Raw genomic sequence first — 15,126 nt, 5'->3', positions numbered from 1 at the left:
GGCCCCTGGTGCTGATCGGGCCGGTGTCGGCCGCGCTCAGGTCACGCTGGGTCTCGTTGCTCGTGTTGCTCATGCGGACTTCACCAGGCAGAAGGTCTGCGCGTTGTGGCCGTCGGAACTCCGCTGTTCGCGCACGACGCCGTCCACGGTGATCTTGCAGCTGATCTCACCGCTGTCGCTCTGCGCCATGATGTTGGCGCTGACCGATGGCAAGGTCGTCGAGATGGTGGTCGACCACGGCAGCGGTGCCGCGTTCACCTGGTGGGTGTTGGCGTTCTCGTCCCAGTAGTTGATGTTGGCGGTGGCCCCGGGCGGGCCGGTGATGTCGTAGACGACGACCTTCGGATTGAACTGCACGATTTCGATCCCCTTGCCGGCGTTCGCGTTGAGGTCTTGAGAGCCGAAGATCCTGTGGAGCCGTGACACGATCAACGCCGAAACGGCCAGCACGACCACCAACAACAGTGGTATCCACGCCCGCTTGAGCACACGGGTCATGGTGCCGGTACGTGGACCCGAGTCGTGACCAGCCACCACCTGACCGCCTTCCGCTCACCCGCCGTCCGGGCATTGCCGCAAAGCTCACCAACGTCGTCGACGACATCGCTGTCTTCCCGACTATTTGCTCAGCTAAGCACTCTAAACCTTAGTGCACGCAAGCGTTCCTCCGGGGGCCTTCGATGTGGCGAACTGCATATGGGGTCGGGCCTAGCGGGCCACGCGGCCGGTGACCGGGGGCAGATCGGCCAGCGTGACGATCCCGGGCCCGGCGGCCACCACGGCCGGGACCGCGTTCGTGACGGGCATGGCCGTGTAGATCATTCCCAATCCCATGAACCCCGGCTCAGTCCAATCCTTGGGTGGCAGGCAATGCAGGACGGTGCGCATGTTGGGCAGCCCGTACACCTGGATGACGTGGCCGTGCTCCAGCGGTTTGGGCGGCACCACGTGATCGCCCATGGTCCAGTTGAACCCGACGCTGACCACGTTGCGGTCGCCCTCCCAGCCGCGGTGGTAGCCATAAACCCCGCCCACCGTTCCCGCGGGAATCGTCATGAAGCCCAGATCGGAATCGCCGGTGGCGGCGGTGAAGGTGACGTCGAACGTCATCCGGTCCAGCTTCGCCCCGATCGCGTCGGCCATCATGGCGGCCGATTCGGCAAAGACCTCGCTTTCGCGCCGCACGCTTTCGGCCAGCCCAGGAGTATCGGGGTCCTGCGAGAAGCCCATCGCCGTCTGGGTTTCCGCCGATTCGTAGGTCGAGCAGTCCACCGACTCGGTGATGCGGATCTCGTCGACGCGTTCGCAGGCACCGGACAGGACCATGCCCACCATGTTGGTCATGCCCGGGTGGGCGCCGCTGCCGAAGATGGTCGAACCGCCCCGCTTGCAGGCGTCGGCGATGCGCTCGCGGTCCTCGGGCGGCTGCTTGCCCCCGGTGATCCACGCCGCGCTGGAGCACACGTTGACGCCGGATTCCAGCAACCGGACCAGTTCATCGACGTTGGGCCACAACGGGTTATAGCAACAGGCATCGGCGCCCAGGGCGAGTAGCGCGTCGATGTCGTTGGTCGCTTGCACGCCCGTCGGTTCCGGCCGGCCGGCCAGTTCGGCGGCATCCACGCCGACCTTGTCCGCCCCGTGCGCGTACACCCCGACCAGCTCCATGTCCGGCCTGCCGATGATGGCGTGCAGGGAACGCCGCCCGATGTTCCCGGTGGTCCACTGGATCACCTTGAGCGGACGGTCGGTCGGTGGCTTGCTCATCGCGTCTCCTTTGACGGGTGGAAACTCAGTCGCTGATATCGAAGCCGGCGATCACCTTGGTGGGACGCAGCCGCACCACGAGCTCGCCGGAAACGGCGTTGCGGCGGCCGAATTCCTCGGCGCGATCGGCGCCCATGTACCGCGCGCCGGTCCTGGTGGCGATGTCCAACACGTCGGCCGGGTCGTCACCGACCGCCGCGACGCCCTGCACCTGAACGAACGAATACGGCGGATGAGGATCGTCGACGCAGATCACCGTTCGTGGATCACGCGCCAGGGCACGGCCTTTCGACGTGTCACGGCCCGTGGTGAACGCCAGCTGCCCATCGTCGACGACGAACCACACCGGCGTCACCAGCGGCCGGCCGTCGGCGGTGACGTACCCCAGCATCCCGGTGCGGGTGCCGGCTGACAGGAAGGAGACAACCCTGTCGGACAGCTCTGTCATCGGCTAGAGCCGGACCAAGTCGTAGTCGCCGATGTGGTCGATCAGAGTGTGCAGGTGTTCGCCGGAGGTGCCCAGGGTGTGCTCGATCGCGGTGAGCCGGGCCGCATAGTGGGCCACCGGATATTCGGCGGTCACGCCGATTCCGCCGTGCAGCTGGATCGATTCCTGCGCGATGTGCCGGCCCGCGCGGCCGATCTGCAACTTGGCGCGCGAGGCGATCACCGGGTCCAGGTTGCCGTCGGCGATCGACATCGACGCGTAGAGGCTCATGCTGCGGGCCAGTTCCAGCGAGACGTACATGTCGGCGGCCCGCTGGGTGAGCGCCTGGAATTTGTTGAGCGTGACCCCGAACTGCTTGCGGGTCTTCAGGTAATCGGTCGTGAGTCGCAGCGCTTCCTCCATCGCTCCGACCGCTTCGGCGCACAGCCCCGACTGGATGCGGATGACGGCACCGCGGATGGCCTGCGCCGCGTCCGCCGCTTCCCCCAGGGGTTCGGCCGGAGTGGAGTCCAGATCGATCTGGGCGCCGCGTTGTCCGTCGAACGTCGGGTACGGATGCCTGGTGACCGTCGCCGCGTCGACCAGGAACAGCCCGGTGCCGCCGTCCGGCAGGGCGGCGCTGACCACCAGGGTGTCGGCGGAGTCGCCGGCCAGCACCGGGTTCTTCCGTCCGCTCAGTGTCCACGAATCGCCTTGGCGCGCAGCCTTGGTGGCCACGTCGGCGGACGGTTTGCGCTGGCCCGGTTCCAGGTGGGCGAACGCCAGCAACCGCTGTCCGCCCGCGACCTCGTCGAGCAGTTGCTTCTGCTCCTCGCTGCCCAACTCGGCGATCAGCGCGCCGGGCCCGAGCGCGGCATGCAGGACCGGTTCCGGGGCGAGCCGGCGCCCGATTTCGGTGAGCACGACCGCGATCTCGATCTGGCCCGACTCGTCGGGGTCGAAGCCGAGGCCGAGGATGCCGGTGTCGGCGAGCTGACTCCACACCTCGCGGCTCCACCCGAGATCGGAGTCGATGATCTTGTTGCGGCTTTCCGGGTCGTAGGTGCGCGCCAGCAGTTCGCGCGTCGTGTCGCGGAGCAGGCCTTGCTCGTCGCTCAGCTGAAAGTCCATGGCTGCCTCACAATCCCAGGATGGTGGACGCGATGATGTTGCGTTGCACTTCATTGCTGCCGCCGTAGATCGACGTCTTGCGGTAGTTGAGGTAGTGCGGCGCGCTGTGCTGTGCCCAGGACGGCGACGAGATGTCCTCGCCGTCGGCCGGCAACGCGTCGGGGCCGGCCACCTCGACGAGCAGTTCGGTGGCCACCTGTTGCAGCTGGCTGCCGCGCAGCTTGAGCACCGACGACGCCGGGTTGGGCTGTCCGTTCGCGGAGTCGGTGACCACCCGCGACTGCGTGAGTTCCAGTGCCAGCAGCTCGTTTTCGGCTTCGGCCAGCCGCGCGGCGAACAGGGGATCTTCGAGCACCCCGGTGGCGGCGGCGTGTTTCTTCACCTCGGCGAGGCGCACCTTTGTCCGGCCCACGCCCGCGATGCCGGTGCGCTCGTTGCCCAGCAGGAACTTCGCGTACGTCCAGCCCTTATTCTCTTCTCCAACAAGCTGATTCGCGGGCACTCGGACGTCTTCGAAGAAGATCTCGTTGACCTCGTGGCCGCCGTCGATCGTCTTGATGGGCCGCAGTGTGACGCCCGGCGTCTTCATGTCGAACAGCAGGAACGAGATGCCGGCCTGACGCTTGGGCGCCTGCGGGTCGGTGCGCACCAAACAGAAGATCCAGTCCGCGTACTGGCCCAGCGTGGTCCAGGTCTTCTGGCCGTTGACGACGTAGCTGTCGCCGTCCCGCACCGCGGTGGTGCGCAGCGACGCCAGGTCCGAACCCGCCTCCGGCTCGGAGAAGCCCTGGCACCACCAGATGTCGAGGCTCGCCGTCGGCGGCAGGAAGCGCTGTTTGACTTCCTCCGAACCGAATTCGGCGATCACCGGACCGACCATCTTGGTGTTGAAGTTGAGCGGCTCGGGGACGCACGCCAGCTGCATCTCGTCGGCCCAGATCTGGTGCTGGGTGGGTGTCCAGTCCTTGCCGCCCCACTCGACCGGCCAGTTCGGCACCGCAAGGCCGTGCTCGTGCAGAATCTTGTGGCTGGTGACGATGTCGTCGTGGTTCACCTCTGCCGAGCCCTTGCGCACCCGCTCGCGCAGTTCTTCCGGGATCTTCGTGGTGTAGATCGTGCGGAGTTCGTCGCGGAACGCGGCTTCCTCCGGTGTGAGCGCCAGTTGCACGGCGGCCTCCTGTCGTCGGGGGTGAACGTGGCCACCAGCGTCGGATGGATGCCCGGTTCTGGCGATGCGTTCTTGGTTCCATATTGACCCATCGCGTAGAGCGGTTGTGCACAGCCTCGGTTTAGTCCACAGTTGCCGGTCGCGGCGCCGCCCGGCGGGGCCCAGCTGGCGGTCGCCGCACCTACGGTCGGCGCATGCGGACAGAACTTCCCGCCGAGCGCCTCCAGCGGCGACTCGGTGCCGAACCGGACGCCGAGCCCGACGGCGCGGAGTCGATGTCACCGGCGGCGGACGAGGACCAGAATTCGCTGCTGCCACGTTGGCTGCCGGACGCGTCCCCGGATCGAGGCTGGATGGCCAGGCTGCGCGCCGACCCGGGGCGGACCGGCGCCATCGGATTGGCGATCGTGGCCGCGCTGGCCGTCCTGGTGACGGTGTTCACGCTGCTTCACGACCGGCCGGCGCCGGTGATGTCGGCGAAGCTGCCGCCGGTGGAGAAGGGGTCGACGGCCGGTCCAAAGCCGTCGGAGACCCCCGGGCCCGACCGGCCCGTGGTGGTGAGCGTGGTGGGCCTGGTGCACAGCCCCGGGTTGGTCACCCTGGCGCCCGGCGCGCGGGTCGCGGACGCGCTGCAGGCGGCGGGCGGCGCGGTGAACGGCGCGGACACCGTCGGGTTGAACATGGCGCGCCCGCTCGGCGACGGCGAGCAGATCGTCGTCGGGCTGGCCCCCGGCCCCGGGCAGCCGACGGCGTTGGGCAGCTCGGTGGCTGCCGGTTCGACACCGACGTCGAAGCCGCCGCGGCCCGGGACGGGTTCGGTGAAGCCGAAGGCGGATGCGGTGCTCGACCTCAACACCGCGACCGCGGAGGATTTGGACACGCTGCCCGGCGTCGGACCGGTCACCGCCGCGGCGATCGTCGCCTGGCGGCAGGCGAACGGCAAATTCACCAGCGTCGACCAGCTCGCCGACGTCGACGGCATCGGCCCGGCGCGCCTGGAGAAGCTGCGCGCCCTGGTCCGTGTCTGACAACCACGACCAGCCGTGCCCCGGCGAATCGGCCGCGGCGCGCCTCGATGCACGCCTGGTACCGGCCGCGCTCACCTGCTGGGTGGTGACCGCCGCCGGCATCTGGTGGCCGATCGGCAGGCCGGTGGCGGCGTGCTGTGTGGTGTTGGCCGCCGTCTCCGGCCTGCTGGCCTGGAGCGCCGTGGCTCGATCGGACGGAACCGGTCGGCTGCGGGCCGTCGCCGTCGGCCTGTCCGCGGTCGGCGTCACCGGTGCGGGATTCGGCTTGGCGGTGGCGTTACGCGCCGAAGCGGTAGAGCGTCACCCGATCACGGCCGCGTTCGGGACCGCCGCCCCGGTGACGGTCACCCCTAGCGAAAGCCCGGTGTCGTTGGGCCGCGGGCGGCTCATGTTCCGGGCCACGATGCAGCGCCTGCGCGACGATCAGATCTCGGGCCGGGTCGTCGTCTTCGCGCGCGCCCCGGACTTCGAATCCGACGGCGATGGGCTGATGGTGGGCCGGCCGGTGCGGTTCACGGCGCGGATCGGACACCCGACCCGCCGCGACCTCACCGTCGCGGTGCTCAACGCCTCGGGCCGCCCGACCATGGGCACCGCGGGCGCCGTGCAGCGGGCGGCCCACACCGTGCGCGGTCGGTTCGCCGCCGCGGTGCGCGGCACGCTGCCCGCCGAGCAGGCGGCGATGCTGCCGGCCCTCGTCCTGGGTGACACCTCGGCGGTCACCGCCGAGACGGACCGCGACTTTCGGGCGGCGGGCATGACGCACCTGATGGCGGTGTCGGGCGCCAACGTGACCATCGTCTGCGGGGCCGTGCTGTTCTCGGCGCGCGTGGTCGGACCGCGGGCGGCCGTCGTCCTGGCCGGGCTGGCCCTGGTCGCGTTTGTCGTCGTCGTGCAGCCGACGGCGAGCGTGCTGCGGGCGGCCGTGATGGGCGCCATCGCGCTGGCCGGGGTCCTGACTTCGCGGCACCGCCAAGCCATTCCGGCGTTATGCGCCACGGTGCTGGGCCTGCTCGCGTTGGCCCCACAACTGGCCGTCGACGTGGGCTTCGCGCTGTCGGTGGCCGCGACCGCCGCGTTGGTCGTCATCGCGCCGGGCTGGTCGCGGCGCCTTGCGGGCAGGGGATGCCCCAAACCGTTGGCCGACGCGCTGTCGATCGCGGCGGCCGCACACATGGTGACCGCCCCGTTGGTGGCCGGCATCTCCGGGCGGGTCAGCCTGGTGGCGATGGCCGCCAACCTGGCGGCGGCACCCGTCATTGCGCCGATCACGGTGCTGGGCAGCGCCGCCGCCGTGTTGAGCGTGGCATGGGCCGCGGGCGCCCATTTGCTGATCCGCTTCACCGGCCCCGAGCTGTGGTGGGTGGTGCGGGTGGCCCGTTGGTCGGCCGGCGCGCCCGCGGCGACGGTGCCCGTGCCGTCCGGTATGCCCGGGGTGCTGCTCGTCGCCGCGGTGACCGTGCTGATCGTCGTGGTGGTCGCGCGGCGGCGCGGAAGGCGCTGGCTCGGCGCCGCGGCCGCCCTCTGCGCGCTGGCTTGGTGGTTGTCCGACCTGCTGGATCCCGGGGCGGTCTAGTCGGTCGGTCGTGACACCATCGTGGGGTGAGCGACGATTCGCCGTTGCACCTGGTGCTGGGAGACGAGGAGCTGCTGGTCGAGCGGGCGGTGGCCGACGTGCTGCGGTCGGCCCGCCAGCGGGCCGGCGTCGAGGACGTTCCCGTCAGCCGCATGCGGGCGGGTGACGTCAGCACCTATGAGCTCGCCGAACTGCTGAGCCCGTCGCTGTTCGGCGACGAGCGGATCGTCGTCCTGGAGGCGGCCGGGGAAGCGGGCAAGGAGGCGGCTGCGGTGATCGCCTCCGCCGCGGCCGACGTTCCGATGGGCACGATGCTGGTGGTGGTGCACTCGGGGGGAGGGCGGGCCAAGGCGCTGGCCAGTGAGTTGCAGTCGCTCGGCGCCGTCGTACACCCGTGCGCGCGGATCACGAAGGTCAGCGAGCGGGTCGACTTCGTCCGCAAGGAGTTTCGGGCGTTGCGGGTGAAGGTCGACGAGGAGACCGTGACGGCGATGCTGGACGCGGTCGGCTCCGACGTGCGGGAGCTTGCGGCGGCCTGTTCGCAGTTGGTCGCCGACACCGGCGGCGTCGTCGACGCCGCCGCGGTCCGCCGCTACCACAGCGGCAAAGCCGAAGTGAAGGGCTTCGACATCGCGGACAAGGCGGTGGCCGGCGACGTCGCGGGCGCCGTCGAGGCGCTGCGGTGGGCGATGCTGCGCGGTGAGCCACTGGTGGTGCTGGCCGACGCGCTGGCCGAAGCCATCCACACGATCGGGCGGGTCGGGCCGCTTTCGGGCGACCCTTATCGGCTCGCGTCCCAGCTGGGCATGCCCCCGTGGCGGGTGCAAAAGGCCCAGAAGCAGGCGCGGTACTGGTCGCGTGACAGCGTGGCGGCGGCGATGAAGGTGGTGGCGACGCTCAACGCCAACGTCAAGGGCGCCGTCGCGGACGCCGATTACGCGCTGGAGTCGGCGGTCAGGACGGTGGCCGAGCTGGCCGCCAACCGAACCCGGTGAGCGGGGCTCAGAGCTTGTTGAGCGCGCGCGCCAGGGCGGACTTCTTGTTGGCCGCCTGATTCTTGTGGATCACGCCCTTGCTGGCCGCTTTGTCCAGCTTGCGGGTGGTCGCCGCGAGCAACTCCGTGGCCTTCTCTTTGTCGCCGGCGTGGGCGGCCTCGCGGAACGCGCGGACGGCGGTGCGAAGCGACGACTTCACCGACTTGTTGCGCAGTCGAGCGCGCTCGTTGGTGCGATTGCGCTTCTGCTGCGACTTGATGTTGGCCACGCTTTAGTTCCTTCTGCGATTCGACGTTTGCTTGGGGCGCCGGATACCACCACGGCGACTGCCCAGGTTATCAGTCGGTTACGTTTTCTCCCAAAACGGGAACCCGTGGCCTGCCATAACGTCAATTTGAGGCAGCATCTAACACCGTGAGTCTTCCGAGTCAGCTTGAGGAAACCAGGGGGAGTTTGCGCGCCGCGCGCAGCGAGCGCATTTTCGGCGGATACAACACGTCGTCGGACGTGTACGCGATGGCCTTCGACGAGATGTTCGATGCGCATGGCGCCGTGCGGGGACCCTACAAGGGCATCTACACCGAGCTCGCCCCGTCGGACGCCTCGGAGCTCAAGGCGCGCGCCGACGCCCTGGGCCGCGCGTTCATCGACCAGGGCATCACGTTCTCGCTGTCGGGCCAGGAGCGGCCTTTTCCGCTCGACCTGGTTCCCCGGGTCATCTCGGCCGCCGAATGGAGCCGGTTGGAGCGCGGCATCATCCAGCGCGTCAAGGCCCTCGAGATGTATCTCGACGACATCTACGGCGACCAGGAGATCCTCAACGACGACATCATCCCGCGCCGCCTGATCACCTCCTGCGAGCATTTCCACCGCGAGGCGATGGGCATCGTCCCGCCCAACGGCGTGCGCATCCACGTCGCCGGCATCGACCTGATTCGCGACGAGAAGGGGAATTTCCGCGTCCTCGAGGACAACCTGCGTTCGCCCTCCGGGGTGTCGTACGTCATGGAGAACCGGCGGACCATGGCGCGGGTCTTTCCGAATCTGTTCGCCACCCACCGGGTGCGTGCGGTCGACGACTACGCGTCCCACCTGCTGCGGGCCCTGCGCAATTCCGCGGCCACCAACGAGGCCGACCCCACGGTGGTGGTGCTGACCCCCGGTGTGTACAACTCGGCCTACTTCGAGCACTCGCTGCTGGCCCGCCAGATGGGCGTCGAGCTCGTGGAAGGTCGCGACCTGTTCTGCCGGGACAACCAGGTGTACATGCGCACGACCGAAGGGGAGGTGCAGGTCGACGTCATCTACCGGCGCATCGACGACGCCTTCCTGGACCCGCTCCAGTTCCGGGCCGACTCGGTGCTGGGCGTGGCAGGCCTGGTCAACGCCGCGCGCGCCGGCAACGTCGTCGTGTCCAGCGCCATCGGCAATGGTGTTGGCGACGACAAGCTCGTCTACACCTATGTGCCGACCATGATCGAGTACTACCTGGGTGAGAAGCCGTTGCTGGCCAACGTCGAGACCTACCGGTGCTGGCTCGACGACGAACGCGAAGAGGTGCTGGACCGGATCGACGAGTTGGTGCTCAAGCCGGTCGAAGGGTCCGGCGGGTACGGCATCGTGTTCGGGCCGGAAGCCTCCGAGAAGGAGTTGGCCACGGTCGCCAAGAAGGTTCGCGACGATCCGCGCAGCTGGATCGCCCAGCCGATGATGGAGCTGTCGACCGTGCCGACGCAGATCGGAAACACGCTCGCGCCGCGATACGTCGACCTGCGGCCTTTCGCGGTCAACGACGGCGACGACGTGTGGGTGCTGCCCGGCGGGCTGACCCGGGTCGCCCTGGTCGAGGGCTCGCGGGTGGTCAACTCCAGCCAGGGTGGCGGCTCGAAGGACACCTGGGTGCTGGCGTCGCGGACCTCGGCCGGCGACCACGAGCTCGGCGCCGCGGAAGTGGTGCGCTCGCTGCCGGAGTCGATGCCCGACCCGGAGGTGGACGGCGCGCCGCGGCTGACGCAAACCCAGTCCCTGACCACGGAATCACCCCAGGAACAGCAGCTTCAGCAACAGCAGCGGCGGAGGAGGCGCTGATGCTGGCCCGCAACGCCGAGGCGCTGTTCTGGATCGGCCGCTATGTCGAGCGCGCCGACGACACCGCCCGCATCCTCGACGTGGTGCTGCACCAGCTGCTCGAGGATTCCAGCGTCGACCCGGACCAGACGTCTCGGCTGCTGCTGCGGGTGCTCGGGATCGATCCCCCGAGCCACGACCTGGACGTGTGGTCATTGACCGACCTGGTGGCCTTCAGCACCAATGCCTCGGGCGGTTCATCGATCGTCGACGCGATCACGGCGGCGCGGGAAAATGCGAAGTCGGCACGGGAGGTCACCTCCAGCGAGATCTGGGAGTGCCTCAACGGCACCTATCATGCCCTGGCCGAACGCGAGCGCGCGGCCAAACGCCTTGGGCCCCATGAATTCCTGTCCTACATCGAGGGGCGCGCGGCGATGTTCGCCGGGCTGGCCGACTCGACGTTGTCACGCGACGACGGGTACCGCTTCATGGTGCTGGGCCGTGCGATCGAGCGGATCGACATGACGGTGCGGCTGTTGCTTTCGCGGGTGGGGGACAGCGCTTCCTCCCCGGCGTGGGTGACGTTGCTGCGCTCCGCGGGCGCGCACGACACCTACCTGCGCACCTATCGCGGCGTGCTCGACGCCAGCCGCGTGGTCGAGTTCATGCTGCTCGACCGGCTGTTCCCGCGTTCGGTGTTCTATTCGCTGCGGCTGGCCGAACACAACCTCGACGAACTGCTGCACAACCGCCAGAGCCGCATCGGGGCCACGGGGGAGGCGCAGCGGTTGCTCGGGCAGGCCCGCAGCGAGCTGGAATTCGTGCAACCCGGTGTGCTGCTGGAGTCGCTGGAGAGCCGCTTGGCCGGACTGCAGCGAACGTGTCGCGACGTCGGAGAAGCGTTGTCCGTGCAGTACTTTCACGTCACTCCGTGGGTGGCGTGGTCGGATGCCGCCGACCGCCGGCTGGTCAGCAGGCAGGGGGACGCCTGATGTGGCGGCTGCGGGTGGTGCACACCACCGGATACGCCTACCAGTCGGCGGTGACCGCCTCCTACAACGAGGCGCGGCTGACCCCGCGGTCGAACACCAGGCAGAACGTCATCCTCAATCGCGTCGAGACGATCCCGGCCACCCGGTCCTACCGCTACATCGACTATTGGGGCACCGCGGTGACGGCGTTCGATCTGCACGCGCCGCACACCGATCTCACCGTGACGTCGTCCTCGGTGGTCGAGACCGAGCAGCCGGAACCGGCGGTGACCGACGTCGGCTGGGACGATCTGCGATCCGCGGCGGTGATCGATCGGTTCGACGAGTTGCTGCGCCCCACCGCGCACACCCCGGCGAGCAAAAAGGTTGTCTCCATAGCCAAGAAGATCGCCAAGGCGCACCAGCCCGCCGAGGCCGTCGCCGCCGCGGCGCACTGGGTGCGCGGCGAGCTGGACTACTTGCCGGGCACCACCAGCGTGCACTCGTCGGGGCTGGACGCGTTGAACGCGGGCAAGGGTGTGTGTCAGGACTTCGTACACCTTTCGCTGATGTTGTTGCGCGCCATGGGGATTCCGGCGCATTACGTGTCGGGTTATCTGCATCCCAAGCGCCACGCCGTCGTCGGGGACACGGTGGACGGGCGCAGCCACGCCTGGATTCAGGCGTGGACCGGGGGGTGGTGGAGCTACGACCCGACCAACGAGACCGAGATCTCCGAGCAGTACGTCAGCGTGGGCGCCGGCCGCGACTACACCGACGTTCCACCCCTGAAGGGCATCTACTCCGGAGAGGGTGCGACCGATCTCGACGTCGTCGTGGAGGTCACCCGGCTGGCTTAGCCGTCCGGGCATAGCGTGCACGCATGGACTACAGCGGGCGCCGGCCCGCCGGCTTCTCGTTGCCGCTGCTTTCGACGCTGTGCGTGACGCTGCTCTTCGGCGGGATCGCCGTCGGCGTCGGCCTGGGCGGCGTGATGCCGTTGCCGTATGGGCCGGCGGCCGCGGTCGTGGCCTACGTCCGCGCGCAGCCGGTCGCCGGGCGCGTCGTCGCGGTTGCGACGTTCGCGTCGTCGGTCCCCCTGGCCGTCTACGCCGCGACGGTGGGCGTGCGGCTGCGGCGCCTCGGGGCGGGCGGGCCGGGAGCCGCGATCGCGCTGACGGGGGGCATCTTGGCGGCCGGCGCGCTGGGGCTGTGCGGATTGTTGGCCTGGCCGCTGTCGCAGCCCGGAGTCGCCGCGGACGCGCCGTTGGTCCGGGTCCTGTACTTGCTGGTGTTCCTCGTCGGCGGCCCGGGGCATATCGTCGCCCTGGGTCTGCTGGTGGCCGCGATGGCGGCAACCTCGCTGAACCTGGGGGTGCTCCCGAGGCCGGTCGCCTGGGCCGGCCTGGTAACCGCCGCCCTCGCCGAAGCGGCGCTCGGGGTGATGATCTGGCCGGATCTGGGCGTGATCCTGCCAATCGCGCGGGTGCTGGCGCTGTCTTGGCTGGTGCTGGCCGGGGCGCTGCTGCCGTTGCGGCGCAATGACATTCGGGAATGAGGAGTTACGGGGAGTCGATCTCGACGCGATGCAGGTCGTCGCCGAGCTCGATCCGCCCGCCGAACCGCGATGCCGCCAGCGCCCGCCACTGTTCTTCTTGGCCCGGCACCAGCGCCGGCACGTAGTGCGTCATGACGAGGGTGCCGACCCCCGCGCGTGCGGCGGTTTCCGCCGCCTCTTCTACGGACGAGTGGTAGTCGCAGATGTCCTGCAGCCGTTGTTGCGGGATGTTGGCGACGATGTCCTTGCGGATCACGGTGTGCACCAGCGCGCCGGCTCCCGCGGCCAGCTCGTCGAGGCCCGCGCAGGGGACCGTGTCCCCGGCGAGCACCACCGACGCCGTCCCGTAGTCGACGCGAAACCCGATCGTTGGCGCCACCGGCCGGTGATCGGTCGGCGCGACGCGGATCGACACGCCATCGCGGTCCCACACCGCCCCGCCGGTGCATTCGTGGACCTCGACCGCCGGCGGGGCGTTCAGGTCGGCGTGGTGGGCGAGCCGGTACTCGATGTCGTGGCGGAACGCGTGCAGCGTGGCCTCGACCGTCTCCGCTATCCCGGGCGGCCCGATGATCGGCAGCGGCGCCGGATCGGGCGCGAAGGTGCTGATCCAGCGGGTGATCAGGAGATCACCGAGGTCTCCGATGTGGTCGCTGTGCAGATGGGTGATCAGCAGCGCCGACAATCCCGCCGCGCCCACGCCGACCGCCGCCGCGCGCTGCAACACACCGCGGCCGCAGTCCACCAGAAATACCTGCCCGCCGGCCCGCACCAGAGTCGACGGCCCGGCGCGGTTTGGGTCGGGGATCGGGCTTCCGGTCCCGAGCAGCGTGATCTCGATCATGGCCCTTATCTTGCAAGCCCCAGCCCCGCGCAGGTGGGCCAATCGCTCGATCAGACCCGGCGCGGCGGCGCGGGCCGGTTTCGAACGCCGACGTCAGGGTATGGACACGGATCGGCTACCGGTTCTCGCCATGGCTTTTGCGCCGCGCGAGTTAGCCGTAGCCTGGTGTGAAGCCGATCACAACCAGCTGGAGGCCTTGATGCGGATTGCAGACGTCTTGCGGAACAAGGGCGCGGCGGTGGTGACCATCAATCCCGAGGCGACGGTCAAAGAGCTGCTCGCGGGCCTCGCCGAGCAGAACATCGGCGCCATGGTGGTGGTAGGCGACGAGGGCGTCGTCGGCATCGTCTCCGAGCGCGACGTCGTGCGTCAGCTGCACACCCATGGCGCCAGCGTGCTGTCACGCCCGATCTCGAAGATCATGACCGCTACCGTCGCGACCTGCACAAAGGCCGACACGGTGGATTCGCTGAGCGTGCTGATGACCAAGAACCGGGTGCGTCACGTCCCGGTGCTCGACGGCAAGAAGCTGATCGGCATCGTCAGCATCGGCGACGTGGTGAAGACCCGGATGGAAGAACTCGAGGCCGAGCACCAGCAGCTGCAGTCCTACATCACGCAGGGCTGAGCGCCGCGCGACAGGCGCCTAGCTCCACGAGTAGTCGGCGCGCAACCGCTCGGCCACCAGGTCGAAGATCTCCCGATCCAGAATCGCGCCCTCGCGGCGAATGCTTTCCTCCGGCACGTCGAGCACCCGGTCCAGCCTGACCCAGCTGGGCCTGCCCTCGTAGTCCCACGCCCCGGAGCCGATCCGGACCCAGTCCCGGTCCTCGGCGTGGCGCTCCTGGCTGGACAGCATCAACCCCAGCAACACCCGACGGTCCCGCCCCACGACGAGCACCGGCCGGTCCTTGCCGCGGGTCGGATCGTCTTCGTAGACGACCCACGTCCACACGATCTCGCCGGGATCGGCTCGACCGTCGAGGTCCGGGGCGTAGACCAGCTTGCGCGCCCGCTGGCCGGTGGGGAAGCTCGTGCTGGTCACCGGGCGGCCCGCGGTGACGGCCGGCGGTTGCGGCGCGGCGGCCGCGATGACGTTCGCGGTGATCTTGACGGCCTGCTGCAGTTCTCGCAGCACCGTCTGCGAGTTCTGCACGTGCCGGGCCAGCCGCGGGGCCCGATCGAAGACCAGGTTCTCGGCAAACCGCTGGAACGTCTTCCACTGGGATTTGCGGGCAGACGCCATATTCGCAGCATAGACGCGCGCGTGCGGGTGCGATTGTGTCCAAGTAGGTCTCGGGCACCCCGCCTAGATACCCTGGACATACCAACTGAGCCGGCGTTCACGCCGCCGCGAGCATGTCCAGACCAGGAGATTCCCATCAGCAGTTTCGCCGACAAGACCTTCACCGCGCCGGCGCAGATTCGGAACTTCTGCATCATCGCCCACATCGATCACGGCAAGTCCACGCTGGCGGACCGGATGCTCCAGCTCACCGGCGTCGTCGACGAGCGATCGATGCGCGCGCAGTACCTGGACCGGATGGACATCGAGCGCGAGCGCGGGATCACCATCAAGGCGCAGAACGTG

The 15,126-nt window shown here is 69.0% G+C and carries 16 protein-coding genes and 1 pseudogene; 9 read left to right on the top strand and 8 right to left on the bottom strand.

What is annotated here, in order from left to right; genetic code table 11:
* Window positions 1–69: 69 nt before the first annotated feature.
* From A9X03_RS26015 to A9X03_RS25995, 5 genes are all read right to left on the bottom strand, one after another.
* Complete coding sequence (locus A9X03_RS26015; RefSeq protein WP_067752531.1) at window positions 70–498, bottom strand: MmpS family transport accessory protein; 429 nt, start codon at window positions 496–498, stop codon at window positions 70–72.
* 210 nt (window positions 499–708) lie between these two features.
* Window positions 709–1,767 carry a dihydrodipicolinate reductase gene (locus tag A9X03_RS26010; RefSeq protein ID WP_068263696.1) on the bottom strand — a complete coding sequence of 353 codons (1,059 nt, stop codon included), beginning with the start codon at window positions 1,765–1,767 and terminating at the stop codon, window positions 709–711.
* Window positions 1,768–1,792: 25 nt separating this feature from the next.
* Complete coding sequence (locus A9X03_RS26005) at window positions 1,793–2,215, bottom strand: PPOX class F420-dependent oxidoreductase (RefSeq protein WP_067752535.1); 423 nt, start codon at window positions 2,213–2,215, stop codon at window positions 1,793–1,795.
* A 3-nt stretch (window positions 2,216–2,218) separates the two neighbouring features.
* Entirely contained in the window at window positions 2,219–3,325 is a 1,107-nt protein-coding gene (locus A9X03_RS26000) for an acyl-CoA dehydrogenase family protein (protein ID WP_067752536.1), read from the bottom strand.
* A gap of 7 nt (window positions 3,326–3,332) precedes the next feature.
* Window positions 3,333–4,493, bottom strand: a complete 1,161-nt coding sequence (locus A9X03_RS25995) for an acyl-CoA dehydrogenase family protein (protein WP_067752544.1) — start codon at window positions 4,491–4,493, stop codon at window positions 3,333–3,335.
* 194 nt (window positions 4,494–4,687) lie between these two features.
* Between A9X03_RS25995 and A9X03_RS25990 the strand changes: the two genes are divergently transcribed.
* From A9X03_RS25990 to holA, 3 genes are read left to right on the top strand one after another with little or no spacing between them, the layout of a single operon-like run.
* Window positions 4,688–5,521: a ComEA family DNA-binding protein gene (locus A9X03_RS25990; protein WP_068019083.1), complete on the top strand. Its 834-nt coding sequence runs from the start codon at window positions 4,688–4,690 to the stop codon at window positions 5,519–5,521.
* Window positions 5,514–7,097: a ComEC/Rec2 family competence protein gene (locus tag A9X03_RS25985; RefSeq protein ID WP_068263689.1), complete on the top strand. Its 1,584-nt coding sequence runs from the start codon at window positions 5,514–5,516 to the stop codon at window positions 7,095–7,097. Before A9X03_RS25990 ends, A9X03_RS25985 begins: the two co-directional genes overlap by 8 nt.
* Window positions 7,098–7,141: 44 nt before the next feature.
* Window positions 7,142–8,092, top strand: a complete 951-nt coding sequence (gene holA, locus A9X03_RS25980; RefSeq protein ID WP_156734813.1) for a DNA polymerase III subunit delta — start codon at window positions 7,142–7,144, stop codon at window positions 8,090–8,092.
* A 7-nt stretch (window positions 8,093–8,099) separates the two neighbouring features.
* Here holA and rpsT read toward each other — a convergent pair whose 3' ends face one another.
* Window positions 8,100–8,360 (bottom strand): 30S ribosomal protein S20, encoded by a 261-nt coding sequence (rpsT, locus tag A9X03_RS25975; protein WP_067756740.1) that lies wholly within the window; start codon window positions 8,358–8,360, stop codon window positions 8,100–8,102.
* Between the two features lie 146 nt (window positions 8,361–8,506).
* On the opposite strand from rpsT, the gene A9X03_RS25970 reads away from it, so the two are divergent.
* From A9X03_RS25970 to A9X03_RS25955, 4 genes are read left to right on the top strand one after another with little or no spacing between them, the layout of a single operon-like run.
* Entirely contained in the window at window positions 8,507–10,180 is a 1,674-nt protein-coding gene (locus A9X03_RS25970; RefSeq protein WP_068263682.1) for a circularly permuted type 2 ATP-grasp protein, read from the top strand.
* Complete coding sequence (locus A9X03_RS25965) at window positions 10,180–11,154, top strand: alpha-E domain-containing protein (RefSeq protein WP_067756734.1); 975 nt, start codon at window positions 10,180–10,182, stop codon at window positions 11,152–11,154. Before A9X03_RS25970 ends, A9X03_RS25965 begins: the two co-directional genes overlap by 1 nt.
* Entirely contained in the window at window positions 11,154–11,993 is an 840-nt protein-coding gene (locus tag A9X03_RS25960) for a transglutaminase family protein (protein WP_067756731.1), read from the top strand. The genes A9X03_RS25965 and A9X03_RS25960 overlap by 1 nt, the downstream gene beginning before the upstream one ends.
* A 23-nt stretch (window positions 11,994–12,016) precedes the next feature.
* A complete protein-coding gene (locus A9X03_RS25955; protein WP_082971072.1) occupies window positions 12,017–12,691 on the top strand; it encodes a hypothetical protein in 675 nt (224 codons plus the stop codon).
* 4 nt (window positions 12,692–12,695) lie between these two features.
* On the opposite strand, the gene A9X03_RS25950 is transcribed toward A9X03_RS25955, so the two are convergent.
* The gene (locus A9X03_RS25950; RefSeq protein WP_067747518.1) at window positions 12,696–13,535 is read right to left on the bottom strand and encodes a ribonuclease Z; all 840 of its coding nucleotides are present in this window, start codon (window positions 13,533–13,535) and stop codon (window positions 12,696–12,698) included.
* 199 nt (window positions 13,536–13,734) lie between these two features.
* On the opposite strand from A9X03_RS25950, the gene A9X03_RS25945 reads away from it, so the two are divergent.
* On the top strand, window positions 13,735–14,163 hold the full coding sequence (locus tag A9X03_RS25945; protein WP_067747652.1) for a CBS domain-containing protein: 429 nt from the start codon (window positions 13,735–13,737) through the stop codon (window positions 14,161–14,163).
* An 18-nt stretch (window positions 14,164–14,181) separates the two neighbouring features.
* Here A9X03_RS25945 and A9X03_RS25940 read toward each other — a convergent pair whose 3' ends face one another.
* A complete protein-coding gene (locus tag A9X03_RS25940; RefSeq protein ID WP_067747526.1) occupies window positions 14,182–14,781 on the bottom strand; it encodes a type II toxin-antitoxin system PemK/MazF family toxin in 600 nt (199 codons plus the stop codon).
* Window positions 14,782–14,813: 32 nt separating this feature from the next.
* Here A9X03_RS25940 and A9X03_RS30545 point away from each other — a divergent pair.
* Window positions 14,814–15,126: pseudogene (locus A9X03_RS30545) on the top strand (GTP-binding protein); the annotation flags it as partial.

The sequence above is a fragment of the Mycobacterium sp. E1715 genome (assembly GCF_001667625.1).
GTDB lineage: Bacteria > Actinomycetota > Actinomycetes > Mycobacteriales > Mycobacteriaceae > Mycobacterium.
The sequence above is the reverse complement of the archived record's forward strand: the minus strand, read 5'-3'. Positions and strand labels throughout refer to the sequence as shown.